The organism is Arcobacter roscoffensis (genome assembly GCF_024267655.1).
In the GTDB taxonomy this organism is placed as follows: domain Bacteria; phylum Campylobacterota; class Campylobacteria; order Campylobacterales; family Arcobacteraceae; genus Arcobacter_B; species Arcobacter_B roscoffensis.
Genome location: NZ_CP100595.1, coordinates 205710 through 231828 on the forward strand (window position 1 = coordinate 205710; position 26119 = coordinate 231828).

Sequence of the window (26119 nt, forward strand, 5' to 3'; positions counted from 1 at the left end):
ATATGAAACGAAATCCACTAATAAGTGCCTTAGAACCAAGAGTTTTATTTGATGGGGCAGCAGTAGCAACTGCTGTTGATGTTTTAGATAATAATAGCTTTGAAAACAATGACACACCTGATAACCCTCCACAAGAAAATAAAAATAAAGAAATGGTTTTTATAGATAGTGAAGTTGAAAATAAAGAAGAAATAGTAAGTCAACTTGATGAAGACATAGAAGTCTATTTTTTAAATGATAAAAGTGATGTTTTAGAACAAATAGATACTATCTTAGAAAATAAAGAGGGTATTGATACTTTACATATAATCTCCCATGGTAAAGAAGGTGAACTCCTTTTTTCAAATGGCTCTTTAGATTTAGAAAATATAGACGATTATGAACAAACTTTAAAAAATATATCAAATAGTTTAAATAAAGAAGCTGATATTTTACTTTATGGATGTTCTATTGGTCAAAATAATCAAGGAAAAGATTTTGTAGATAAACTTGCCTCTTTAACAGATGCAGATGTTGCAGCATCTGATGATTTAACTGGTGATAAAAAACTTGATGGAGATTGGAACTTAGAGTATAAAAGCGGTACTATTGAAAGTCAAAGTATAGTTATTGAAAATTATGAAACACTTTTAGCAAATGATGCACCTTATCTTTCAACTTCCACTGATTATGACTCAATCCCTGCAAGTGATTTTTCAGATAATAGTGCATCTTTCGCTTTTGACAATAATGTAAATACCTCTTTTTCTTTTCCTTTAGGTTCAGGAACAAGCTTTGATTTTGATGCCTCAAACCCTTATATTGTAAACTCTTTTGCCATTACAACTTCAAATGGTTCTGATGATCTTGATCCAACAAAATTTGCTATTTATGGTTCAAATGATAGGTCAAATTTTGATCTTATTGTATCTATGGATATAAATCCTAGTACAAACAGAGGGGAAGAGGTAAAAGTAGAATTTTCTAATACAGAAGTCTTTAGATATTATAGAGTTGAGTTTAATAAAATCAGAGGTGGTGGAGCAGGTGAAGTTGCTGAAATTAAACTTGGTGGTTCTGATGTAACCACTTTTACATACACAGAAGATGGTCCCTCTTCTGAACTTGTAAATTTAGTGATTTTAACTGATGATGGAGTAGATTTACAGAGTGCTGAAATATCAATAACAAGTGGCTTTACAAGTGGAGATACTTTGGAGTTTACAAATGATGATAATTCAGTTTATGGAAATATACTATCTTCATATGATTCATCATCAGGTGTTTTAAGTCTTAGTGGAACAGCGACAATTGAGCAGTATAAAAATGCACTAAAAGCAATAAGATTTTATTCAACAAATGATTCTCCTGAAACAGCTTTTAATCAAAGAACTTTATCTTGGAAAGTAAATGATGGAGTAAATGATAGTAATATCTCTAAAACAGTATTAGAAATAATTGGAGTAAATGATACTCCTATAATTGATAATGCAGATGATAGCTCAAACTTAGTTGAAGATGGAATTATTAGTGCATCAGGAGATATAGATGTAATTGATAAGGACTTAAATGATACCTTATTGGCTAGTTATATCTCAAATAGTTTTGAAGCATATGAAAGTGATGGAGTAACTTCTCTTTCTTTGAGTCAAAATCAACAAAATGACATAATCAATGGCTTTAACTTTACAAATAGTAGTGTAAACTCAAACACAGGAACTTTTTCTTGGAGCTATTCTGTATCAAATGATAAGTTAGATTTTTTAGCAAATAATGAAAGCGTAATCGTAAAATATACAATACAAGTAAGTGATAGTAATGGGGCTTCTGTTAATCAAATAATTACAATCAACATACAAGGTGTAAACGATACAGTTAGTGTAAATAGCACAAGTAGTACAGCAGATGTTGTTGATAAGGGTGTGGTTTCTCAAAATGGAGTAATAAATTTTGTTGATACAGATACAACAGATAAAATTACTGCTTCTTTACTTAGTACAAGTATAAATGGTTATAGTTTAAGTTCACAAGAAGAACAAGCTATTTTAGATGCTTTTTCTTTTACAAATGCAAATCCAAATAGTAATACAGGTTCTATAAACTGGGACTTTACAATCTCTCAAGGAGATATTGAGTTTTTAGGTGAAAGTGAAGTAATCACAGCAGTTTTTACAATAGAAGTAAATGATAATAATGGTGGAACAAGACAGCAAGATATTACAATACAGATAAAAGGAACAAATGATAAACCTTCAATTCAAGTTGTAGATGATGAAGGTCGAGTATCTGAGGGCTCAACCCTAAGTGATAGTGGAAAAATTAGTTTTAATGATATAGATAAAACAGATCAACCAAGTATAAGTGAAACTCTTACCAATATGCAATCAGTGGACTCAAATGGAAATAGTATCACAGTAAGTCCTTCAAATCAAACTATCTTAGAAAATGCCTTTTCAATTACTCAGTTAACGCCTAATTCAAATAGTTCTGAAATTCAATGGGATTATTCTTTAACTGAAAGTCAATTAGACTTTTTAAGTCAAGGTGATGAGATTACTTTAACCTTTCAAATAAGAGTACAAGATGCCCAAGGTGAGTTTGAAACACATGATATTACTATATTAATTGTAGGTGAAAATGATGTACCTTTAATAACAGCAGTTGAAGTGGAAGGTCAGATACAAGAAGGCGCAACTTTAAGTGATAGTGGTTCAATTGATTTTTCTGATATAGATAAGGATGATACACCTGTAGGGAGTTTTGATGTAAAAGATGTAATTGCTAAAGATAGTAATAACCTAGATTTTACTTTAAGTACTGCACAAAGACAAGCAATAGAAAATGCTTTTTCAATAACTAATCTTTCTTCAAATACAAACACAGGAACAATCACTTGGGATTATAATATAAATGAATCAGATATAAACTTTCTAGCCCAAGGGGAAACAGTAACAGCAATATTTACAATAACTGTTACGGACAATGATGGACAAACTTCAACACAAGATGTTGAAATAACAATCCAAGGAGCAAATGACACTCCCTCACTAAGTGGTTCAGATATATCAGGAAGTATTCAAGAAAGCTCAACTTATAATGATAGTGGAACAATAAACTTTAATGATTTAGATTTAAGTGATGAAATAAGTATTAGTGATTATTTTGATTCAATTACAGCATATAGAGCTGATGGAGTAACAACTTTTAGTTTAACTACACAACAAGAAATTGATTTTTTAAATGCTTTTAGTATTTCAAGTGTAGGTGAGGGAACTAATAGTGGAACAATTACATGGAACTATACTATAAGTGAAGCCCAACTTGATTTTTTAGCTGAAAATGAGTCCGTAAGAATCACATATAATATAGAAATTACAGATACTCAAAATCAAAAAGATATGCAAACTATTACAATAAATATTGGCGGGCAAAATGATGCACCAATAGTTTCAGATGATAATATCGACTCAATAATCACACATGGGCAAGATTATTCACAAGAAATTTCATTTTTATTTACAGATGTTGATAATAGTGATAATTTAGTATATGAAGCCGTAGGGCTTCCAACTGGAATAAGTTTTGATCGTGTTACTGGTTTAATAAGTGGAACACCTCTTGAAATAGGAATATTTGAAGTTACAATCACAACTTATGACTCTTCATCTATGCAAGCTTTAGCTTCAAGAACTTATCAAATTGATGTTTTAGGACCTCCAAAAGTAGTTGACCCAGAGTTTGAAACTGCAAATCCAATAGAACCACCTACACAAGTAGATGAAGTGGAAGTATCTGACAACTCACAAAAAGTTGAACAAGTAGGAGTTATTGGAAGTAATACAGTTCAAGAACAAGAAAATAGTAAGTTTAGTGAAGACTTTCAAAAACTTGATACCTTAGCTAAAGGATATACAGACTTTAAGACTATAGATGAAGCACAGGCTTTTACAAATGTGAACCAATTTAATCTTTTAAAATCTATTGATATTACTTTAGGAACAAGAGGAGAGATTGACTTTCAAGTTCAACAAAAAGAGGCATATGATACTTTGGGACTTACAATAGAAGATTTTTCTTATATAAATGATTATATGCAGTTAAAAATAGTAGATATAAAACAAGCAAGAGCATATGAGGTTTTAATGGCAAATGGAGATAAACTACCAAGTACAATAGTTTTTGATGAAAAAACAGGGGAGTTGAAAGGTTTACTAAAAGACAATATGGAGTTTGTTATAAAAGCCTATGATTTTGATAATAAAACTAGAATATTAAATATAAAAATAGATATATCAGCACTAAAAGAAGAAGCTATACAAATTACTTTATCTGATATAAATAATGACTTTTCATCTCAAGTTGCAAGTCAAAGTAATGAAATAGAGTCTTATGGTACAAACTTAGTGCAACTATTTTCAAGTAAAGATGCCTAAGGATTATTTTTGAAATTAAATGTGGCAAATCTTCTTCAAATAGAGCATAATTGTAGGAACTCACAAAGCTATGAAGAACTAAGATATACAATAGTAAATGAAACTAGAAAATTAGTGCCATATAAAGCAGCTTTATTTTTTAGCCTTGATTCAAAACAAAATCTAAAAGTAGAAGCCATCTCAGATGTTGCAACTATAAATACAAACTCTATTTTTGTACAAACTTTAGAAGGTATTGCCTCAAAGGCTTTAAAAAATAGTGATACTTTACATGAAATAGATACTCAAAAACAGTTAGATAACTATGAAGAAAAAGTTTTAAATGAATACTCTTATAAACATCTTCTTTTTATTCCCATTAAAGTTGAAAAAAACGATGCTTCAATACAGTATTATATGGTTTTATTAAATGATGAAGCTTATGAAAAGAAACATTTAGAAGTGATAGCTCATCTTAGTTCTTCATATGCTTATTTTTTATATGCAACAACAAAAAATAGTTTTAGAAGTAAAATTAAAAAATCAAGATTTTTTAGTGGCTATTTTAAATACATTTTTATACTGCTTATTTTACTTATGTTTATTCCTGTTAAACTTTCAGTTTTAGCACCTCTTGAAGTGATACCAAAAAATCCTTTTATTGTAACTTCACCCCTTGAAGCAGCAGTTAAAAAAATAGAGGTAAAACCAAATGATGAGGTAAAAGAAGGTGATTTATTAGTAGTTTTAGATGATACTTTTTATAAAAATGAGTATGAAATAGCTAAAAAAACTTTAGATATTTCTAAGGCTCAATTACATACCTCTTCCCAAGCTAGTTTTTATGATATAAATCAGAAAAGAAAAATAGCAGAACTAAAAACACAAGTTGAGCTTAAAAAAACAGCTTTAGAATATGCAAAACAGCAATTGGAAAAAACGAAAATCTATTCAACAAAAGATGCAATAGCAATAGTTCATAATCCAAATGAATGGAAAGGTAAACCTGTAGTTATAGGTGAAAAGATTCTTTATTTAGCTAATAAAAAAAGTGTAGAACTTAAAATAATGCTTCCTGTAAGTGATGCTATTTTTATAGAAAAAGGCTCAAAAGTAAAAGCTTTTTTTGACAATGACCCTTTAAACTCATGGGAAGCAAAGGTTAAATATATATCTTACAAACCCCAACTTAGTAATCAAAATATCTTATCATATGAGATAGTAGCCTCTTTTGATAATCTTGAACTAAATGAAATACCAACTATTGGATTAAGGGGAACTGCAAAGATATATTCACAAGAAGTGACACTATTTTTCTATTTATTTAAAAAGCCTATAACCTCACTAAGACAGTATATAGGTTGGTAGTTTATGCTAAAAAATAAGCAAAAACTACTTCCTACTCTAAGGCAAGATTTAAAACTTTTAGAGGCAATGCCAAGTGAAACTGGGGAGAAAAACTGGCTTATTTTTGACCCCTTACAAGATAAGTATTTCAATATCTCTTATGATGCTTTTAAACTTTTAAATCATTGGCAAAATAATCAAGATGTAGATAAGTTTTTAGATTTTTTACAAAAAAATGACTATGAAATAGATGAAAACTCTTTGGATATTTTTATTGAGTTTCTAAGAAAAAACTCTCTTTTACAAGCTAGTAATTCACAAGATGTAAAGCAACTTTATGAAGAGTATAAAAAAACAAAGGTTTCACCTTTTAAATGGCTTTTAAAAAACTATCTTTTTATAAAAATACCACTATTTAAAAGTGACAAATTCTTAGAAAGAAATCTATCAAAAGTTAGTTTTTTTTACAGTTCTTTTTATAAAAATTTAGTTCTATTTTTAGGCTTTATTGGGATTTTATTTGCCCTTAGAAATTATGAAGAGTTTATGAATACTTTTTCTTATCTTTTTTCTATGGAAGGTATGATTTATTATATTTTATCAATTATTTTTGTAAAAATCTTACATGAATTAGGTCATGCTTTTACAGCAAAAAGAAACGCTGTTCGAGTTCCCACCATGGGTGTAGCTTTTTTGGTTTTATTTCCTGTAATGTATACAGATACTACAGACTCTTGGAAACTAAAGTCAAAGTATAAAAGACTTCAAATAGTCCTAGCAGGTGTAAAAACAGAGCTATATCTAGCATTAATAGCTACTTTTCTTTGGGCTTTTTTACCTGATGGTATTTTAAAAACCATAGCTTTTATAATTGCAACAACAAGTTGGATTACATCAATACTTATAAATATAAGTCCTTTTCTTAGATTTGATGGTTATTATGCTTTAAGTGATGCCACAAATACAAAAAACTTACAGCCAAGAAGTTTCGCTATGGCTAGATGGTTTTTAAGAAAATATATATTAGGGTTAAACATAAATCCTCCTGAATTTTTGCCTTTATATAAGCAAAGATTTTTTATCATTTATGCAATTGCAACTTGGATATATAGATTTTTCCTTTTTTTAGGTATTGCCTTACTTGTGTATTTTTTTGCTTTTAAAGTTTTAGGTATTATTCTATTTATAGTTGAGATTGTTTGGTTTATTTTAATGCCAATTTATAATGAATTGAAGATTTGGTTTAAAAAGTTTAATGAAGTGAGTTTAAATATGAGAAATATTACTAGTTTGATTTTGTTTGTTCTGTTTTTAGGCTTTTTAATCTATCCTTGGAATACTAAAGTAAGTATGCCAGCAGTTCTAGAAGCAAAACAGTTTAATCAACTTTATGCCAAAGATGAAGCTTTTATACAAGAGATATTTATAAAAGAGCAAAAGCAAGTAAAACAAGGGGAGGTTTTAGCAGTTTTATCTTCTCCTAAAAAAAGCTTTGAATTAAAGCAAGTAGATAAAAAAATAAAGCTTTTAAATCTAAAGCTAAATAGTATGGCAGGAGCAAAAAAGCTTTTAGAAAATAGACTTGTTTTAGAAGAACAGTTATTAAAACTTGAAAAACAAAAAGAGTCATTAAAAAAAGATATAAAAAATCTTCAAATAAAAGCACCTTTTGATGGAATAGTTTCTCTAAATGAAAACTTAGAAAAAAGCACATGGGTAAATAAAAAACAGCCTTTATTTACTATATACAATCCAAACTCTTTTGAGGTAATAGCTTATTGTAAAGAAGAAGATTATTCATATATAAAACAAAGCAAAGAAGCTAAACTATTATTAGATAATGCCCTTGAAAAGATTGATACTTCTATTTTAAGTATTTCTACATTTTCATTACCAAATATAGAATTTAAAGAATTAAGCTCCTTATATGAAGGTAGCATCGCTTCAAGTAAAAATGAGAGTGAAAATATAGTAAGTCAAAAAGCTTACTATAAAGTTTTTGCAAAAGTTAAAAATTTAGAAAAAAACTTCTCTTATCGACAAAGAGGGGTCTTAGTTGTAGAGTCAAAACCTCAAAGTATTCTTGAAAAAGCTTATATAAAAGTTTTAGCAACGCTTATTAAAGAGAGTGATTTTTAAGGTATTAATTTTTATTTAACTCTATTGTAAATAAAGCACCTTTATACTCTTTTTCTTCATGTATGAAGCTGTTGTTCTCTACTTTTAAATTGCCTTTCATAGTTTTATGTACCATTTGTTTACTCATATATAAACCAATTCCAGTACCTTGTGTTTGGTGTTTTGTAGTAAAATATGGCTCAAATACTTTTGGAATAATTTTTTCATCAATTCCTTTTGCATTATCTTGTATTTGTATAAAAACACTATTTTTTTCTTCATATATATTTATCAAAATTAGTTTTTCATAATCTTTATTTTCAAGTGCATCTTTTGCATTGTTCAAGATATTTATTAAAACCTGTATAAGCTCATTTTCATGGGTTGTTATCTCCACATCTTTTACATTTAAAACTATCTCAATATCATTGTTTTTAAATTGAGCATCAATTAGATTTAGAGTTTTAGAAACAAGTTGTTTTGTTTTAAATGAAAAAGCAGGTTTATTTCTATTTAAAAAGTTTCTAAAATCATCAATTGTATTTGATAAATATTTTGCAGATGTTACAATCTGATCAATACAATCATCAAACTCTTTGTCATCTAAGCTATTTAGTTCTTTTTTAAACTTCATTCCTGTTGCAGTTATAGTAATTAAAGATAGAGGTTGTCTCCATTGATGAGCAATATTTCCCATCATTTCACCCATAGCTGCAAGTTTTGCTTGTTGGTTCATAACTTGGTTTTGTTCATTGTTTTTCTTTATTTCATCTGCAACTTTTTTTCTTAGGTTTTCATTTAATTTTTTAAGAAGAACTTGTCTGTAAATCAAGAAAACTAAAAAAAGTATTATAAATATTAAAGCAATAATTTTAAATAAAAGGTTATAGTCAAAACCTCTTTCATAATTAACAGAAATCCAATTATTTAAAATGGCTTGTTTTTTTGTATTCTCAATACTGTTTATTGCTTTTTCAAAAATTGATTTAAGTTGTGGTATATCATTTCTAGTTCCTATACTTAGACTCCAAGTTTCTTCAAACTTACCACTAATTTTTAGTTGACCTATATACTCTTTTTGTATATGGTATCCAACTGTTCCAAGGCTACCAATAAATCCATAAACTTCATCGTTTTGTATCTTTTCAAGTCCTTCTTCAATGTTTTCTACTTCAATGATATTTAAATACGGATATTTGTATTTTAAGATATTTGCATATGCATAGTCTTTAACAATTGCAAGTTGTTTCCCCTTTAAATCAGAGATTGTATTTACAAAGGGGTTGTTAAGTTTTGAAGCAACTACCACCGGTATTTCTAAATAAGGCTTTGTAAAGTCTAAAAATAGTTTTCTATCTTCAGTTGGCATTATCAAAGAGAAAATATCACATAATCTTTTTTTACCAAGTTCTAAAGATTCACTCCAGCTTTTTGTTGGAATTAGTTCTATTTTTGTATTTATTTTATTTTCTATCAGTTTTATAAAATCAGCTGAAATTCCTATGTGTTTACCATCTTCAATACTTTCAAAAGGCATCCAACTAGGATCAATACACATTTTTATTGTTTTCATTTCTTGTAGAATTTGAAGTTCTTTTTTTGTAAGGGTATTTTTACTTTTAATATGTTCTTGATAAATTAAATCATCAATATCTAAAGGTTTTTCAATCAGTCCCATAACTCTATATGTATTTTCTATTAATGCAATTTTTTCTTTAGTAATAGGACCTATTTTCCCATCTTTGTTATAAACAAGTTTTTTCATTTCTTTTGCTTCAAAAAGAAGACTTTCTAAACTTTTGTTTTGAGGGTTGTAGTTTTCAAAGATAATTTTTGCTGTTTCATTTATATTATCAAAAGCATATTCCCATCCTTTTATACTAGCTTCGTAGAAGTTCCTAACTGTAGTTGGATTATTTTGGGCAAACTCTTTTGATGTGAAGATTAGTTCTTCATAAAAATCAAAACCATAATCCTTTGGATGAAATATTCTTGCTTCATAACCTAACTCTTTTAGTAAAAAAGGCTCATTTGTAGTATATGCTTGTACAAAGTCCGTGTTATTATTTATCAAGTCTTTTACATCAAAAGTATGCTCTACAAAAGTAATTTCATTTGTAGATACATTTTTACTTGCAAGCATAGCTTGTAAAGTTGCAAATCTTTGTTTGTTATTTACAGTCATAATTCTTTTATTTTTGATATCCTCTAAAGAATTAATACGCGAGTTTGCTAATGCCAAAAGCATCAAAGGTGAAGATTGAAAAATAGAGCCAATTAAGACTATTTCTTTACCGTTTGATTTATCAATAATTAGTGAGCTTGAACCTGTTCCAAAGTCTGATTTTTTTGTTAATACTCTATTTGTTAAGTTTGTTTTAGCTGTATATTTATGAAAGCTTACATTCAAGCCAGTATTTTTATAAAAGCCTTTCTCTTTTGCCATATAAAAGCCAGCAAATTGAAATTGGTCATGCCACATAAGCTGTATAGAAATATCACTTTTTTCATTTGCATATAAAAAAGAGTAAAAAAAAGTCAAAAGTATTAAAACTATTTTTTTCATAGCAAAGCCTAAATGTTTTATTTATATTTTACCTAGTTTATAGTGTTTTAGATTAAATTTTTATATAAATTTTATTTATATAAAAAATATAAAGAAACATAAGCATTAAGTAATATATAAAGTTTTCAGTTTGTTTGATTAACCCATTATTATCCTTATTTTAGATAAGATATATATAAAATTTTATAGGGAAAGTTTCATGCCTAAAAAAAGAACATTTAAAGAAAAGATTTTAGATTATATTTACATCACATCAAAACAACCAATACTTTTAAGAGATTTATTAATCGCAAATAGACAATACAATGAAGGAATGCATGTAGATCCTGCAAAGTTAGGATTTAGACTTAGACTTACAAGAGCTTATTTAGTTTATTTAGGTTTAGTTTTATCTATTATTGTTCCTATTTCATTACTTACTCATAAAACATTAGCAAAGATTGATTCTCATGTTTCTATCTTAGGAGCTATGGCAATAACAGCAGCAATTTTTATTGGCTTTAATTTTTTTAGATCAAGAATGAGAGATTCTATTAGTTTACTTCTTATTAAAAGATCATGGAAGTTGCATTTTCCTTTATTTCCTTATGAAGATTACTCAAAAAAAATAGAAGAAATTTTTGAAAAGTCACTAAAAGATGAAGTTTCAAAAAGAGATTTAGAAAGATATATTTTAGATAATTTAAGTGAATAAGTGTAAGATTTTACTTACACTTTTTTTCACATTCATTTAAAGATTCAAAAGGAATATTTCCTCCACATCCTCCCCAAATAAACTGCTTACATTTTTTTTCATTTTGGTCAAAATAATATTTTGAGAACATTGCTTTACACATTCCAGTTTTTGGAAGTTCATAGCATTTACTATCAAGTTTTACCTCTTTTGTGGAACTACAAGCACTAAAACCTAAAACTATTAAGATAGAAAATATGATATTTTTGTACATGAAAGAAAGCCTTTTTATAATTTTTATGTTAGTATATATGTTACAACAAATTTCATTATATAAAGTTGGTGCAACTTGATTTTCGACAAATTTACAAACGGATATGTATTTACGTTGGGCGCAGAGTTAGAACTAAGAATTCTTAATGCTGATGATTTAAACTGTGCAAATGAGTACGACTATTTCAAAGAAAATATTTCTGCAAGATTTAAAGACAATATTACTTCTGAATTTTTGCAATGTATGCTAGAAATAAACACACCTGTATTTAATAATTTATCAGATTTGATTAAATACTTTAAAGAAATTACTTTAGAATTAAATAGTTTAGCATCTAAGAAAAACTTACTTCTTCAATCAAGTGGTTCAAGTGCTTTAAAACAAGAGCATTTAGAATTATCTTCAAATAAAAGATACCAAGAACTATCAAATGAACACAAAATACTTTTAGATGATTTTTCAATATGTGGTTTACATGTGCATGTGGGCTTCAAAAATTTTGATAAGGCTTTGAAAGCTTATAATTTTTCACTTTCATATATGCCTATATTTCTTGCTTTATCAGCTTCATCTGTTTACTCAAATGGTCAAGATACGGGTATTCACTCTTATAGAACAAAGGTTTTTGATAGGCTTCCAAAAGCTTCAATACCTGAATACTTTACTAGTTATACTCAAATGAAAAATGTATATAATGTACTGTATAAAACAGAGGTAATACAAAGTGAAAAAGATGTTTGGTGGGATGTGAGAATTCAGCCAAGCTTTAAAACTATTGAGTTTAGAGTTTGTGATGCTATAAATGATTTTGATAGATTAGAGATAATTATAGGATTATTTAGAGGAATATGTAAACTCTCTCAATTAAAAGAGGTTTCTTTTGAGCCTATGCAAGTTTTAAAACAAAATATGTGGAAAGCTTCAAGGTACTCAATGAATGCAAACTTTATTTGTAAAAGTCAACAAAAAACTATAAGAGAAGTTACAAATAAACTAATAGATGAACTTTATGAACATCATATTATAAGTGATGAATTCATGGATAAAGCAAGAGAAATTGTAAGTAAAAACTCAATTGCACAAGATATGATAGAAATTTATGAAAAAACAAATGACTTAAGAGAAGTAGAAAAAATAGGAGTGATTAAATGAAAGGCGTAGTCTCAGCAGGGGATACAAACTCAGCTCAAGCAGGAGCTGATATATTAAAACAAGGTGGAAATGCCTATGATGCAGCACTTGCAGTAATGCTTGCAGCACCTTTAACAGAACCTTTGTTTACAAGTCTTGGAGGAGGGGGATTTCTTCTTGGACTTGAAAAAGGCAAAAAGCCTGAACTTTATGATTTTTTTGTACAAGTTCCAAAAAAAAGAGTGGAAGAACCAGAGTTTTATCCAATATATGTAGATTTTGGAGCAGCTGTTCAAGAGTTTCATATAGGAGCTGGAAGTGTAGCTATTCCAGGACTTGTTGAAGGTATTTATCAAGTACATAAAGATAAAGGAACACTTCCTTTATCTGAGATAATCAAACCAGCAGTTAAATACGCAAGAGAGGGTGTATATCTATCTTCTATGCAAGCAAGTTTTGTAAAACTTCTAGAGCCAATTTTCACATCTACTAAATCCTCTATGGATGTATATGGGGTAGATGATAAAAATCTAATTGATGAAACACATCTATTTAAAAACCCAGCATATGCTGATTTTTTAGAAGCCTTTGCAAAAGAGGGAAGTAAAGTTTTCTATGAAGGGGTAGTTGCTGATGAAATAGAGAAAATCATGAAAGACAATGATGGACTTATTTTAAAAGAAGATTTAAAAAACTATCAATGTATTAAAAGAGAGCCTATTGATTTTAACTATAAAGGTTATGAAATAGTTACAAACCCACCGCCAAGTGGAGGAGGAATACTAATAGCCTTTACCATGAAAATACTTGAAAAGTATGACCTAAAAGATTTTAGAAGTTTAGAGTATGTAAAAGGAATGATTGAGGCTTTTAATACTACAAGTGATTTTAGACGTGAACATGTAGATGAGTTTTTACATGATGAAAAACTAAAAGATATTTTACAAAATGATAGACTTATCAAAAACTACTGTACTACTATGCACTCAAGACTTAATCTATGGGGAAATACAACGCACCTATCAGTAATTGATGAGTTAGGAAATGCTGTATCAGTTACTACTACAAATGGCGAGGGTTCAGGTCATGTAATACCAAGTTCTGGAATCATGCTAAATAATATGATGGGAGAAGAGGACTTAAACCCTCATGGTTGGTTTGCATGGGAAGAAGGACTTAGACTTCCATCAATGATGGCACCAACAGCAGTACTAAAAGATGGAAAACCAGAGCTTATATTAGGAAGTGCAGGAAGTAATAGAATACGATCAGCTATAACTCAAACTATTGTTAATAATCTTGATTATGGCAAAAGCTTGCATGAGAGTATAAATAGTCCAAGAATACACTTTGAAAAAGGAAGTGTTTGTATGGAGCCTGATTGTTCACAAGCTATACGAGATGAGTTAGAAAAACACTATAAACTTCAATACTTTGATGATTTAAATGTATTTTTTGGTGGAGTTCAAGCTGTTGATGGAAACCTAAATGGTGGTTGTGATAGTAGACGTGGTGCTGCTGTAATAAAAGTGGATTAAATTTGAAAACAAAAGCTATCTATCATAAATAGCTTTTGCCTCTTTGTTTCTTTGTTTTTTTAGTTCCATATCTATGTACTTTCCAATATCATCTTGGCTTTGTTTAAAAGCTAAAGTAATCTTTCTTTTTACTGGAATATGTTGATAGATAAGGTAACCAGCTTCATAAAGTGATAACCTTATTGGTGTGGCTATTGCATAAGTAGATAAAATAGAGTCTTGTTTTGAGATTCTAAAAATATCATCAAAATACTCTTTTGTCCAAAGCTCCATATTTACCTCACTTGAAAAAGCATCTTGGTAAACTATATCAAAAAACTCTTTTTCAAAGCTTCTAATATACTCTCTTGCATCACCTATAAAAACCTCTATTTTTATATCTCCATCTTCATAAAAGTTCTTAAGGCTCACTTCTTTGATGATGTGCTTTATTTCATCAAACTCTTTTGGAAACTCAAAGTTTTCTAAAGACTTTACTAAATCTCCATCAAGTTCTGGTGAGTAGATATTTACTTTATGTGAAAGCTTATTCTTTTTTATGTAGTACAAAGTAGTAAAAGTGTTGTAGCCTAAGCCAAAACAAATATCTAGGATATTTAACTCTTTTTTGTTTTTTTGAAACTCTAAAGTTGGTATGATATGTTTTGATAAAGCTTCATTTACAGCACCATCATCGATATTGTGATAGTGCTGATTGTACTTTGGTGAATAAAGGGTGTTTGACCCATCTATTGTTTTTACTATTTCTTGCAAATTTATAGTCCGTTGTCCCAATGGTGCATTTTTTTTGCAGTTATTGTGTTGTATTCATCAAATAAATCGATGTTGTTTACAGCTTGAAAACCAGTATTTTCTATAAGCTCCAAAAGTTCATAAATATTATCATTTGTTTTTTTCTCCAAGATGATAATATTTCCTGAGTTTTCAATAGCCTTATACATAAGCTTCAAAATTTTATCTTTGTTTGGACAGTAAGATAAAATATCTCCTAAGATTACATACTCATACTCTCTAGCTGTTGCTCTAAGTCTTGCTGAGGTTTCATCTTCAAACTTGATGTATTTGATGTTTCCGTCGTTTTTTTCTCTTACTTGCTCTAGGGTATTTGTAACTAAATCCAAAGAGTTATCCACATGTAAAATAGCGATATTTGGATAATCAGCAAATAACTCTTTGAAAAGCTCTAGCTTTTTACTCAAAACTTAGTTTCCTAGTGAGTTTAGTTTCTCTTCTGATAAAAATAACTCTTTGTTTGACATAACACCAATTTCGCTATCTAAAATATCTTGTGCGATTTGTTTTGCTTCTTCTAGTGAGTGCATTTCGTATGTACCACATTGGTATTCGTTTAGTTCTGGAATGTCATTTTGAGTTTCAACTTTTAATACATCTTCCATAGCTGCTCTCCAAGCTTTACCAACTTGCTCTTCTGATGGAGAACCTAATAAACTCATATAAAAACCAGTTCTACAACCCATAGGAGATACATCAATAATCTCAACTGTATCAGAGTTTAAATGCTCTCTAATAAATCCAGCAAAAAGGTGCTCTAAAGTGTGAATACCTTTTTCTCCTAACATCTTTTCATTTGGAACACAGAATCTTAAATCAAATACAGTGATAATATCACCAGATGGTGACTTCATTGTTTTTGCAACTCTAACTGCTGGTGCTGGCATAATTGTATGATCAACTCTAAAACTATCTAATAATGGCATATTTTTTCCTTTTTGTAATTATAAATTATTCGATTTTCTAAAGAGTGATTGTATCTAAAGTTTTGTAAGTAGTAGCTAATTTGATTTTTTTATAGTTTCATACTTATCTAAAATCTCATTTATAAACTTAGTGGCTTTTTTCTTTTGTAAATATGTGTAAAGTATCACTAATACTACACCTATTCCATAAGTAAGTAAAATAGCTAAGATAATCAAAATAGTAAGTACCAAAGTATCATGTAACTGTCCTTCAAGATGAAATGAAGTTGCTTTTTTTTGTTTGTCTAAAGTGATTTTACAGTTGTACTTCAAGAGTGTATCAAGATGAAGTTTTTCTATTTCAAGTGAGCTTTTATCTAGTTTTGTTTCGTACTCTTTGTCTTGAATAAGTGAAGTCTTTAACTCTTCTAAAAACTCTTGCTTTGAAAGTGTAGAGGGTAACTCTTTTTTTATACTTATATCAAATAGTCCCATAAATAGCCTTGTTTTATTTTTAGTATAGCAAAACAAGATAGTAAGAGTTCAAAAAAACTGAACATAAAATATACAGCTGTATAAAATATGAAAGTGTAAAATTAAAGCAAAACTAAATAACATTTTTACTACCATATAAATAATATAAAATAATGAAAGTAAAATATAAGAACTTAATCTATAATAATTAATTTAAGATTTAGTTCTAACTCTTGAGTTTTTAGCTCTTCTCATGAGTGTATTAACTCTATCTTCATATTTATTCGATAAACTTGTTGAAAGCTTACTTTGATATTTAACATTTTGAATATTAGAATTATGTGACAATTCAAGATCCTCTAACAAAAAATATTTATATGTAAAATAACCTTTTTTTGTTTTTTTAGAATAATGGATTACTTTTTTCTTATTTTTTATAGAAACATAATAATCAATATGTTTATAATAGTCATCCAAATTGGGATGTATAAATTTATAAAAGTTTCTATTCTTATAGTTTAGTGATATTTTTTTTAAATTTATTTTTTTTAAAAAACTAATATCAGTTTTTTTAATTCCGGCATTACATCTTCTGCATGAAATAGAAAGGTTGTTATTAACATCAAACATAAATTCTTTAAATATAGATTTAGGGAGAATATGTTCAATATCAATTACCATATATGTTTCTCCATGTAAGTTTTTTCTACAATAAGAACATTCATAATTCTCTTTTTCTAATAAAAAGTCTTTTATTCTTCTTTTAAACTTTTCTAGTTTAATTTTTGTTAACTTTGAATGCTTTTTCGTATGACTCCAGGCGTCTGTATAATGAAATTTTTTTAAACTATTAATAAGTCTTACATCATCTTTTGTGTATATAAACTTATTCTTATTTTTTTGAATCAATTTCACAACCTATCTCATAAATACCATCTAATAATTCAATTTGTCTAACATCATAAACAAAATTTTTGTAGTTTGAAATTTTTGAATTAAAATCTTCAAATATCAGTGTTCCTTCATCTAACTCATTTAATAAATCAACTAGCTCATTTGACAACGACCTATTTTCAGGAGTAATAATATTAAATACTTCTCTAAGTAGTGTTTCATGGTTTAATGAATTATTAAGTAGCTTTTTATACGATTTTTTTTCTGAAACAAATATATTAATTTGGTTATCTAAAAATTCAGATACAGATATAAGAATAGGAGAGTGAGTCGCAATTATTATTTTAGAATTATATTCAGAAAAGAAATTTATTAATGTTTTAATAAAATCTTTTTGCCATTGTGGATGTAAACTATTTTCTGGTTCATCTATTAAAATCACACTTCCATAACTACTTATATGGTTTAAAATATATGTAAATATACTTATTAGTGTTAATTCTCCTGAACTCGCATGAGAAAGTGGAATATCAAGATTATTTCTTGATAGAAAAAAGTCAAAAGATATATTTAATTTCTCTGCGGTAAGTTTATTTACTGAATTAATAAAATTTTCAGCCTCTGTAATATTGTTTGAATGTCTGATCCATAATATCTCATCATTATTTTGTAAAAATTTATATTCATTTATAAAAATATTGTTTTTTTCATTAATATTACTTCGATCTTTTTTTGTTAAATTGTTAATATTTAATTTTAATCCAATTTTATCCTGATAGTCAATTAGTTTTAAAAATTCTAAAAATTTATTAAAATTCTTTTTCTCATAAATACATTTTTCTATTGTCTTTGAGATGGTTTTAGGCCCAGTTTTTGCACCTAAAAAATGATACTTGTCTTCATCAAATTCTTTCAAGTCTTTTTTAGAGATGTCTGAAAACTTGTCATATATTGAACTCGATATTGCTATTACATGTTTATTTTTTCTTAAATATTCAAATACTAAATTTCTTAAAAGTTGGCTCTTCCCTGTACCATTCTTACCAATAATAATAGAAATATCATTATTAGTATTTAATAATTCAATAGGTACTTCTCTTACTGTCTGAGTTTCCATATTTTTTGATCTTTTGATATACTTTTTTAATAAATCCATTAAAGGAGGAATAGCTTCTGTTAAATATGCTCCTTGTCGTAAAGAAATTATATCTCTATTTATATATTTTATATAAAAAAGTTTATTATAATCTCTTTTAATTTCTTGAAGTACTTCATTATTATTGATAAAAAACTCTCTAATATTTATATCTGGAATATAAGGAGTGAATTTTTCTAATTTGATTCTGTAATAATCTCTATCTTCAATAGTTATTTCTTCTAGTTTAGATATAACTATTGATTGACCAATAAATGCATCTTTTGATTGATCTAAGTGTATGATAATGTCTCCTATTTCAATATCTCTCATACTTTTATAAATATCAGCATTATTTTTACTCCTAGCAGGAGAAAGTAATACTTTTTTAAATTGACCCTCTTTATTTAATATTCTTTTATGCGAATATGTTTTCTCTATCCAAAATTTCATTTTTAGCCTATTATAAATTTCATTTGTATATATTATTAAATTACTACTTAATAAAATATTATTACTAAAAAACAATATAAGTAACTTATCTTTTTTTATTATTTCAATTTTATATTATTCATAAAAGTACATAGTTAGAATTTGTATTTATAATTATTAATGTTGAGTAGATTATTCTAAATATGGTGTACTATCTATTAATCACTAGAAAGATAATATTCCTAAATTAAAAAGTAAGTTTATAGATATTTTAGATGAGCTAAATAAATAATAGTCTAATCCTTCAATCTCTTAGCAAAAATAGGAGCTATATTCATCACTATAAAAAGTCTTACTATATGGTGTAGGGTTATATATGGCACATTTGCACCTACTAGTATTGCTATTAGGTTTAGTTCGGCTTGTCCACCTGGACTAAAAGCTAGGATTGTAGAGATGATAGGGAAACCAAAACTAAAGTAAGCGATACTTATAAAGATACTTGATATTAAAGCTAGTATGATAAAGTGCCCAAATGTTCCTATCAAAGTTGAGATGATTGTTTTCATCTTCACACCTCTAAAAGTAAAACCTATGATTGTACCAAATACCACTTGTACAAACTTCAAAAACTCATCAGGTACGGTTGTTGTGATAACTCCTGTAGAGTGAACAGCTATACTTGCTATCATAGGACCTATTAGATAGGCAGCTGATAGTTTTATTTTTTTTGCTATTACTCCACCTGCTACACCTATAAAAACTAAAGCTAAAAATTCAGGTATATTTATAGTAGTTATTGGTTGTGTGATTAGTTTGTTTCCACTTATGTCTACTTTGAAGATATACTGTATTACAAAAGGTAGAGTAACTACTATAAAGAAAAGTCTTGAAGATTGAACCAAAGTGATTTTTGAGATATTTGCTTTTATCTCTTCACCTATGATTACCATCTCTATTACACCACCTGGCATGGAGCTTAGGTAAGCAGTCTTTTTATCAAAACCTTGAAATCTATAATAGTAATACATCCCACAAAGAATAGTCAAAATAGTAAAAGGTATCACAAGAAGTAAACTATAAAAATATACATCAATATACTGCAATATCTCAGGAGTAAAAGCACTTCCAATAGTAAGACCTATAAGTATTCTAGCAGGAGTTGAGAAAGGCTTAGGGCTTAATATAGGAAGCTTTTCAAACCTCATAGCAATAGAAGAAGCAAAGATAGCTCCTAAAAGCCAAGGCAAAGGTAAACCTAAAAAAATAAATACAATAGAACCACAAACACCAATTCCTAAAGCTAATAACATTTGGTATAGAGTATGTAAGTTAATCATGATATTCCTATGGTATATAAAAGTATTATAGAAATTGTATTAAATAAAAACTTCAATTCCCAAAAGGAGGAAGCAAAAAAAATGGGTTGAAGTATTTATTCCTAGTCACAGGATAGGTATATTTGGAGGTATTAGGTTTAAATACTTGCTCTTCTATAATACTCATAAAGTAATAGTAGTAAAATAAAATGTAAGAAAAATCAAATCTAAACTTCTATACTAAAAATAGCACCATTTTGCGAATTTTTAACTTTGATAGCTCCATTCATTTTTTCTTCTATAATAAGTTTAGTCATATAAAGCCCAATACCAGTTCCATAATCAAACTTTGTAGTAAAGTAAGGATCAAATATCTTATCTATGATCTCTTTATTTACGCCACCTGCATTATCTTCTATACATAGATTATTATCATCTTTCATATAGATTTTTATTAATGGGTTTTGTATTTTTCTTTCTATCAAAATATCTTTTGCATTTGAGATTATATTTACTACAGCTTGAGCATATTCATTTTTGTAGCCATTTATTTTAAGGTCTTGCTTTACTTGTATATCTATTTGTATATTGTGGTATTTCAATGTTGAGTTTACAATCTTCACAGCATTTGTAAGAGCTTCTTGTATGCTAAACTCTTCTTTTATAGAGTTTGGATTAAAGAAATTTCTAAAGTCATCAATAGTTCTTGACATATATTCAAGTATATCGTTTGCTTCATCAACTCTTTTTGTAAGATACTCTTTATCAAGCTCTTTAAAATCATATGCAGATTCTATATCAAAGAAAAGCCCTGATATTTGAGATAGAGGCTGTCTCCACTGATGAGCTATATTTCCTATCATCTCGCCCATAGCAGCCATTTTTGACCTTTGTATTAAAAGGTTTTCTTGCTTTATATTCTCTTTTTTTAGTTGGGTTCTCTCAGTTATATCTCTAAGAGATGCAAAAAGTAAGTTTTCATTGTCATATGAGTATACGATGACATTTAACTCAATAGTTTTTATATCACCTTCTTTTGTTTCAAGTTCTACTGTTTTAAATAGTGACTTATCTTCTTCAAGGGCTTTTATATCAAGATTTATGAAAAGTTCAAAAAACTCTTTATTTACTAATTCATCTTTTTTATATTTAGTGACTTCTAGTGCTGTATCATTGAAACTTGAAATTCTAGTATTATCTTGCGATAATTCAGAAATTATAAATGCATCATTTGTGTGATTAAAAAGAAGTCTAAACCTTTGTTCATTTCTTATTACTTTTCTTTTATACTTTTCAAAAAGCTTTTCTATTTTTTTTGTAAATAAAATCGAGAAGATAAAGAAAATAATAGTCATAACAGTTATGATAATAAATAGTTTGATGATATTTTTATACATATTATCCAAAGATATAACTCTTTCTTTCTCAATAATATTATATATTTGTGATAAGTCAACTCCCACAGCTATAAAGTATCTAAGGTTTCTAAGAAAAGTTCCATAAAAGACTTTTTGATTGTTATCGTAGATGAGGTAGTCATTTCCTTTGTAATTTGACCTTATCATTAGTTTTTGTATTGCTTCAAGTTCATCTTTTGAAGTTTGTATATTTTTTTCTATAAGAAGATTACTTTGTGTTGTGATATTATTTAAACTATTTATTTTATATATAAATAAAAATTCTTCGTTATTGAAGTTTTGAAGTACTATTTTTTTTAGTAGTTTTTCTTTTAACTCTTCTTTTCTACTCTCCAAAAATGAAGCTGAACCTATGATAAGTCCAAGCTCTTTTAGATGTCTTGAATATGTGATTCGTTTATTTGGCTTATACCAAAAGTATTCCACGTAGTTTTGTTTATCTTGTTTTACATTTATCATCTCATTTATAAACTTCACACCGTTTATATCTTCAAAATCTAAAAAATTTACCCCTTCATCCCTTGGGTTTTCACTATTTAAAAGTAAATCTCCATTTGTATCATAGATGAAATAGTGAATATCACTTTGTTTTTGGGCTATTTGTCTAATAGATGAAATGATTAGCTTTTTTTGCTCTTCTTTTGATAAGTTTTTTGAGTTCTCAAAAAGTGAATAGGCAAGATTATGAGCAATAATAGATTGGTTTTTGATTCTTTGTTTTTTACTATTTAAAATAGAGAGTCTTTCAAACTCAATATCATTTTTTAGGTTTTCTATGGCAGTTTTTATGTAAAACTTTTCTCTATCTATTATAGTATTTTTGAAGTTTTTGATATGACTTTTGAAGTTGTCATATTCTGTTTTTATAAGATTTGAACCTATAATAGTTGCAACAAGTAGTATGATAATAGTAGAACTAAGAAGTGTGATTTTTTTGATTCTTTGTTCTACATTTTCCTCATAGTTTTTTTTCAAGATTTAGCTTATACCCCATATTTGATATGTTTTTTATACAATTAAAAGGAATTTTTTTCCTTAAAAACCCAATACTAGTTCGAAGTGAATTTAAACTCATAGGCTCATCTTCCCAAACATACTGTTCAATCTCTTCATAGTTTACAACTCTATTTTTATTTGTAACTAAAAGCTTTAAAAATAGTAGTTCTTTTTTTGTTAAATCAAGAGCTTTTTCATCTACATAAAAAAGTGATGTTGTGTTATCAAAGTAGAAATTTTCATCTAAATATATCTTTTTCTCTTTTGTTTTTTCTAAAGTCTCAATAGCTTTTGTAAGAGCAGGAAGTAAATTTCTACTTGTAAGTGGTTTGATTATATATTTTTCCAAATTAAGCTCAATGGCTTCTAGTAAATAGTCTTTGTCACTAAAGGCTGTTGAGATTATGATTTTTGTGGTTTTATCTGTTTGTCTTATTTTTTTTGCAAGTTCAATGCCGTTTAATTTGGGCATATTTATATCTGTTAGTATTATATCAGGTTGGTGTTTTTTATAAAGTTCAAAACCTTCTTCTCCATTTTCTGCTTCATAAAGTTTATAAAACATTCGAGTTAGAAACCTTGAGTTTACAGTTCTTACACCCTCATCATCTTCTACATATAGTATTGTGTACTCTTTAAACTTTTCCATGATAAATCCATGTGAAAAAAAGAAGCTATTAAGCCTCTTTTCTTTTTTCTTTCATTTTAGCTAAAAGTTCACTAATTACTGGCATAAATAAAACTAAAACAGTAACTATTAAAATACTTAAAGTAATAGGTCTTTCCCAAAGAAAAGCCAACGAACCATCACTAATAGTAAGTGCACGTCTAAGATTGTCTTCCATCATTCCACCTAAAATAAATCCTAAAATCATAGGTGCCATAGGATAATCAATAAGTCTTAAGAACAATGCAACAACAGCAAAGATAGTCATCATATAAATATCAAAGTTGTTAAATGTCACTAAATAAACCCCAATTAATGAGAAGAATATAATAAGTGGCAACAACAGCTGTCTCGGTAATGTTAATAACTTAGCGATATAAGGTATTAAAGGTAAATTTAAAATTAAAAGAACAATATTTCCTATATACATAGAAATAATAACTGACCAAAATAGGGCAGGGTTATCAACATACATTGTAGGTCCTGGTTGAATTCCATAAGAAATCAATGCACCTAAAATAATAGCAGTTGTACCAGACCCTGGAATACCAAGAGTTAAAAGTGGTACAAAAGAACCTGAACATGCTGCATTGTTTGCACTCTCAGGAGCTGCTAAACCTTTTATATTTCCTTTTCCAAAAGTAAGTTTCTCTTTTGCTTTTGCAAAACTTCTCTCCATTCCATAAGCTAAAAATGAAGCAATTGTAGCCCCAGCTCCTGGAAGAACACCTACAAAGAAACCAAGAACTGATGACCTACCAACTGTAGGTGCCATTTCTTTTACTTCTTCTTTTGTAAGTTTAAGTGAACCTATTTCTTTTTTTAACTCTTCTTTTTCTTCTTTTGAATGCTCTTTATTTTCAAGAACATTCATAAGTGCTTCTGATAAAGCAAAGGCTGCCATAGCTAAAAGTAAAAATGAAATACCATCAATTAAATCTAATCTTCCAAAAGTAAATCTAGCAAGTCCTGAGTCACTATCTGTACCAACGGTTGCAAGCATAAGACCAAAGATTGTCATAATAGCTGCTTTTAAAAATTTTCCTTTTCCAGCAAAAGCAGCAACAGCAGTTAATCCTAATACCATTAAAGCAAAGTAATCAGATGACTGAAAACTTAAACTAACACTTGCAAGAGCAGGGGCTGCAATTAGTAAAAACACAGCAGCAATAGTACCACCTGTAAATGAAGCATAAGCTGCAATTGCTAAAGCCTTACCTGCTTGTCCTTTTTTAGCAAGAGGGTAACCATCAAATGAACTAGCAACAGTTCCTGCAACACCTGGGGCATTGATTAGAATTGATGAAGTTGAACCACCAAAAATAGCACCATAATAAACACCTGCAATTAAGATAAGCCCAGAAGCTGGATCCATACCATATGTAATAGGAATCATAAGTGCAATAGCTGAAATAGGTCCAAGTCCAGGAAGCATTCCAATAAATGTACCTGCAAAACAACCAATCGCTACCATAAAAATATTGTAACCTGAAAGGGCAGTACTTACCCCTTGAAATATACCATCCATCATGATTCACCTCCTGCTAAACTATCAAAAATCATTCCTGGGTCTATATATACACCTAAAAGATTGTTTAGTATCAGATAAAAACCTACAGATACTCCCACTGATATTAAAAATATTCTCTTTAAATTTCTCTCTTTTAGTATTAAAAAACCAATCCCTAAGAAGATAATTGTTGCTATTATAAATCCTAAAGTTCTAATAGTAAAACCATAAAAAATCATTGCAAGTATAAATAAAGCAGTGGTTTTAAAATCTAAAGTTTTAAGATATGATAAAGATAATATATCTTCGTCTTTTTTTACTATTGATAAAATTAAGATTAGTATTGATATAACAATTCCTGCAACTCCTATATAAAAAGGAAAAGTAGAAGCTGTCATCACTTCAAACTGAGATCCTGGCATCTTTTTTATGTTAAATACATTGTAAAAATAAAAACATGAAAAAACTAAAAAGAATATTGCTCCAATTGAATTTTTTGTCATAATAAATCCTTTGTCAAAGTAGAGATTTCTCTCTACTTATCCTATAGAAATCCCATTTCTTTCATAAGTGAAGAGATAATTTTCTCTTGCTTTTCTAAGAAAGTATTAAACTCTTCTTTTGGTTGATAAAGATTAGTCCATCCATTTCTTTTTCTTACATCTTCCCACTCTTTTGTATCATACATTTTTCCTAAAGTAGCTGCAAAAGCATCAACTTTTTCTTGTGGTAAGTTTGGTGCACCAAAGAATCCTCTCCAGTTTGCAAAATAAGCATCAACACCCATACTTTTGAAGCTTGGAATTCCTTCAATATCTTCATTTGAAGTAATACCAATAATTCTTACTTCACCTCTTTTGTGTTTTTCAAGTACTTCTCCAAGTCCAGTTGAAAGTACATCAACCTCACCAGTTAAAAGTCCTGCAAGAGCTTTTCCACCTGCATCATAAGCTACATATCTAACTGAGATTGGGTTTCCACCTGCTGCTTTAAATACTTGTGCAGCAACTAAGTGATCCATAGAACCTCTTGAACTTCCACCAGCAATTTTTACTTTTCTTGGGTTTTTATCAAATTCAGCTTTTACATCTGCCCATGATTTGTATTTTGAGTCAGTTTTTACAACTAAAGCACCATAATCGGCAACAACAGAAGAAACTAAAGTTAAATCTCTAAATGATTGAGGAAAAACACCTTGTAGTGATCTAATAACAATAGGAGTTGAATTTACCATTAAGGTATCTTGTTGTTTTTTAGCAGTTTCAATTAAATAAGCGATGGCTTTACCACCTCCACCACCAGACATGTTTTCAAATGATGTTTCTTTAACTAGGTTAGAATTCTTAAGTGCCTCTCCAACACCTCTAGCAGTTCCATCCCAACCACCACCAGCTCCACCTGGAATTAAAAAGTGAACTTTATCAACACTAGAAGCTAGTGTTGCTGTTGCACTTCCTGCAACTAGTAATCCAGCGATTGTTAAACTTTTACAAAATTTCGTAGCTATATTTTTCATTTTTCTATCCTTTTCGTTTTTGT

Annotated in this window: 20 protein-coding genes; 6 read left to right on the forward strand and 14 right to left on the reverse strand. The window is 28.5% G+C overall.

What is annotated here, in order from left to right; genetic code table 11:
- Window positions 1-2: 2 nt before the first annotated feature.
- The 3 genes from NJU99_RS01025 to NJU99_RS01035 are packed head-to-tail and all read left to right on the forward strand — an operon-like array spanning window position 3 to window position 7877.
- A complete protein-coding gene (locus NJU99_RS01025; protein WP_254576885.1) occupies window positions 3-4412 on the forward strand; it encodes a DUF4347 domain-containing protein in 4410 nt (1469 codons plus the stop codon).
- 9 nt (window positions 4413-4421) lie between these two features.
- The gene (locus NJU99_RS01030; RefSeq protein WP_254576886.1) at window positions 4422-5759 is read left to right on the forward strand and encodes an efflux RND transporter periplasmic adaptor subunit; all 1338 of its coding nucleotides are present in this window, start codon (window positions 4422-4424) and stop codon (window positions 5757-5759) included.
- A 3-nt stretch (window positions 5760-5762) separates the two neighbouring features.
- Complete coding sequence (locus NJU99_RS01035) at window positions 5763-7877, forward strand: site-2 protease family protein (protein WP_254576887.1); 2115 nt, start codon at window positions 5763-5765, stop codon at window positions 7875-7877.
- 4 nt (window positions 7878-7881) lie between these two features.
- Here NJU99_RS01035 and NJU99_RS01040 read toward each other — a convergent pair whose 3' ends face one another.
- Window positions 7882-10422: an ABC transporter substrate-binding protein gene (locus NJU99_RS01040; RefSeq protein WP_254576888.1), complete on the reverse strand. Its 2541-nt coding sequence runs from the start codon at window positions 10420-10422 to the stop codon at window positions 7882-7884.
- 199 nt (window positions 10423-10621) lie between these two features.
- Between NJU99_RS01040 and NJU99_RS01045 the strand changes: the two genes are divergently transcribed.
- On the forward strand, window positions 10622-11116 hold the full coding sequence (locus NJU99_RS01045) for a hypothetical protein (RefSeq protein WP_254576889.1): 495 nt from the start codon (window positions 10622-10624) through the stop codon (window positions 11114-11116).
- A gap of 10 nt (window positions 11117-11126) precedes the next feature.
- On the opposite strand, the gene NJU99_RS01050 is transcribed toward NJU99_RS01045, so the two are convergent.
- Window positions 11127-11369, reverse strand: coding sequence for a BPTI/Kunitz domain-containing protein (locus tag NJU99_RS01050; RefSeq protein WP_254576890.1), 243 nt, complete (start codon window positions 11367-11369; stop codon window positions 11127-11129).
- 114 nt (window positions 11370-11483) lie between these two features.
- Here NJU99_RS01050 and NJU99_RS01055 point away from each other — a divergent pair, with 114 nt between their 5' ends.
- Both NJU99_RS01055 and ggt read left to right on the forward strand, forming a co-directional pair.
- Window positions 11484-12521 carry a carboxylate-amine ligase gene (locus NJU99_RS01055; protein WP_254576891.1) on the forward strand — a complete coding sequence of 346 codons (1038 nt, stop codon included), beginning with the start codon at window positions 11484-11486 and terminating at the stop codon, window positions 12519-12521.
- Window positions 12518-14038, forward strand: coding sequence for a gamma-glutamyltransferase (gene ggt / locus NJU99_RS01060; protein WP_254576892.1), 1521 nt, complete (start codon window positions 12518-12520; stop codon window positions 14036-14038). Before NJU99_RS01055 ends, ggt begins: the two co-directional genes overlap by 4 nt.
- Before the next feature lie 15 nt (window positions 14039-14053).
- Here the strand turns inward: ggt and NJU99_RS01065 are convergent, their stop codons facing one another.
- From NJU99_RS01065 to NJU99_RS01120, 12 genes are all read right to left on the reverse strand, one after another.
- Window positions 14054-14791 carry a tRNA (5-methylaminomethyl-2-thiouridine)(34)-methyltransferase MnmD gene (locus tag NJU99_RS01065; RefSeq protein ID WP_254576893.1) on the reverse strand — a complete coding sequence of 246 codons (738 nt, stop codon included), beginning with the start codon at window positions 14789-14791 and terminating at the stop codon, window positions 14054-14056.
- Window positions 14792-14793: 2 nt separating this feature from the next.
- Window positions 14794-15237 (reverse strand): hypothetical protein, encoded by a 444-nt coding sequence (locus tag NJU99_RS01070; protein ID WP_254576894.1) that lies wholly within the window; start codon window positions 15235-15237, stop codon window positions 14794-14796.
- A gap of 3 nt (window positions 15238-15240) precedes the next feature.
- The gene (gene luxS, locus NJU99_RS01075) at window positions 15241-15756 is read right to left on the reverse strand and encodes an S-ribosylhomocysteine lyase (RefSeq protein ID WP_254576895.1); all 516 of its coding nucleotides are present in this window, start codon (window positions 15754-15756) and stop codon (window positions 15241-15243) included.
- A gap of 75 nt (window positions 15757-15831) precedes the next feature.
- Window positions 15832-16230, reverse strand: coding sequence for a hypothetical protein (locus NJU99_RS01080; protein ID WP_254576896.1), 399 nt, complete (start codon window positions 16228-16230; stop codon window positions 15832-15834).
- A 192-nt stretch (window positions 16231-16422) separates the two neighbouring features.
- Window positions 16423-17118: an HNH endonuclease gene (locus tag NJU99_RS01085; protein WP_254576897.1), complete on the reverse strand. Its 696-nt coding sequence runs from the start codon at window positions 17116-17118 to the stop codon at window positions 16423-16425.
- Complete coding sequence (locus tag NJU99_RS01090) at window positions 17102-18691, reverse strand: AAA family ATPase (protein WP_254576898.1); 1590 nt, start codon at window positions 18689-18691, stop codon at window positions 17102-17104. Before NJU99_RS01090 ends, NJU99_RS01085 begins: the two co-directional genes overlap by 17 nt.
- 275 nt (window positions 18692-18966) lie before the next feature.
- Window positions 18967-20010, reverse strand: coding sequence for an AbrB family transcriptional regulator (locus NJU99_RS01095; protein ID WP_254576899.1), 1044 nt, complete (start codon window positions 20008-20010; stop codon window positions 18967-18969).
- 206 nt (window positions 20011-20216) lie between these two features.
- Window positions 20217-22382, reverse strand: a complete 2166-nt coding sequence (locus NJU99_RS01100; RefSeq protein ID WP_254576900.1) for a cache domain-containing protein — start codon at window positions 22380-22382, stop codon at window positions 20217-20219.
- Window positions 22366-23052, reverse strand: a complete 687-nt coding sequence (locus NJU99_RS01105) for a response regulator transcription factor (protein WP_254576901.1) — start codon at window positions 23050-23052, stop codon at window positions 22366-22368. The genes NJU99_RS01100 and NJU99_RS01105 overlap by 17 nt, the downstream gene beginning before the upstream one ends.
- Window positions 23053-23080: 28 nt before the next feature.
- Entirely contained in the window at window positions 23081-24601 is a 1521-nt protein-coding gene (locus NJU99_RS01110; RefSeq protein ID WP_254576902.1) for a tripartite tricarboxylate transporter permease, read from the reverse strand.
- Complete coding sequence (locus NJU99_RS01115; protein WP_254576903.1) at window positions 24598-25083, reverse strand: tripartite tricarboxylate transporter TctB family protein; 486 nt, start codon at window positions 25081-25083, stop codon at window positions 24598-24600. The genes NJU99_RS01110 and NJU99_RS01115 overlap by 4 nt, the downstream gene beginning before the upstream one ends.
- Before the next feature lie 41 nt (window positions 25084-25124).
- Window positions 25125-26096 (reverse strand): tripartite tricarboxylate transporter substrate binding protein, encoded by a 972-nt coding sequence (locus NJU99_RS01120; protein ID WP_254576904.1) that lies wholly within the window; start codon window positions 26094-26096, stop codon window positions 25125-25127.
- Between the last annotated feature and the right edge of the window lie 23 nt (window positions 26097-26119).

Coding starts and splice junctions, on each gene's coding strand:
- NJU99_RS01025 (WP_254576885.1), top strand. CDS start 3: ATGAAACGAAATCCACTAATAAGTGCCTTAGAACCAAGAGTTTTATTT.
- NJU99_RS01035 (WP_254576887.1), top strand. CDS start 5,763: ATGCTAAAAAATAAGCAAAAACTACTTCCTACTCTAAGGCAAGATTTA.
- NJU99_RS01040 (WP_254576888.1), bottom strand. CDS start 10,422: ATGAAAAAAATAGTTTTAATACTTTTGACTTTTTTTTACTCTTTTTTA.
- NJU99_RS01045 (WP_254576889.1), top strand. CDS start 10,622: ATGCCTAAAAAAAGAACATTTAAAGAAAAGATTTTAGATTATATTTAC.
- NJU99_RS01050 (WP_254576890.1), bottom strand. CDS start 11,369: ATGTACAAAAATATCATATTTTCTATCTTAATAGTTTTAGGTTTTAGT.
- ggt (WP_254576892.1), top strand. CDS start 12,518: ATGAAAGGCGTAGTCTCAGCAGGGGATACAAACTCAGCTCAAGCAGGA.
- luxS (WP_254576895.1), bottom strand. CDS start 15,756: ATGCCATTATTAGATAGTTTTAGAGTTGATCATACAATTATGCCAGCA.
- NJU99_RS01080 (WP_254576896.1), bottom strand. CDS start 16,230: ATGGGACTATTTGATATAAGTATAAAAAAAGAGTTACCCTCTACACTT.
- NJU99_RS01090 (WP_254576898.1), bottom strand. CDS start 18,691: ATGAAATTTTGGATAGAGAAAACATATTCGCATAAAAGAATATTAAAT.
- NJU99_RS01095 (WP_254576899.1), bottom strand. CDS start 20,010: ATGATTAACTTACATACTCTATACCAAATGTTATTAGCTTTAGGAATT.
- NJU99_RS01105 (WP_254576901.1), bottom strand. CDS start 23,052: ATGGAAAAGTTTAAAGAGTACACAATACTATATGTAGAAGATGATGAG.
- NJU99_RS01110 (WP_254576902.1), bottom strand. CDS start 24,601: ATGATGGATGGTATATTTCAAGGGGTAAGTACTGCCCTTTCAGGTTAC.
- NJU99_RS01115 (WP_254576903.1), bottom strand. CDS start 25,083: ATGACAAAAAATTCAATTGGAGCAATATTCTTTTTAGTTTTTTCATGT.
- NJU99_RS01120 (WP_254576904.1), bottom strand. CDS start 26,096: ATGAAAAATATAGCTACGAAATTTTGTAAAAGTTTAACAATCGCTGGA.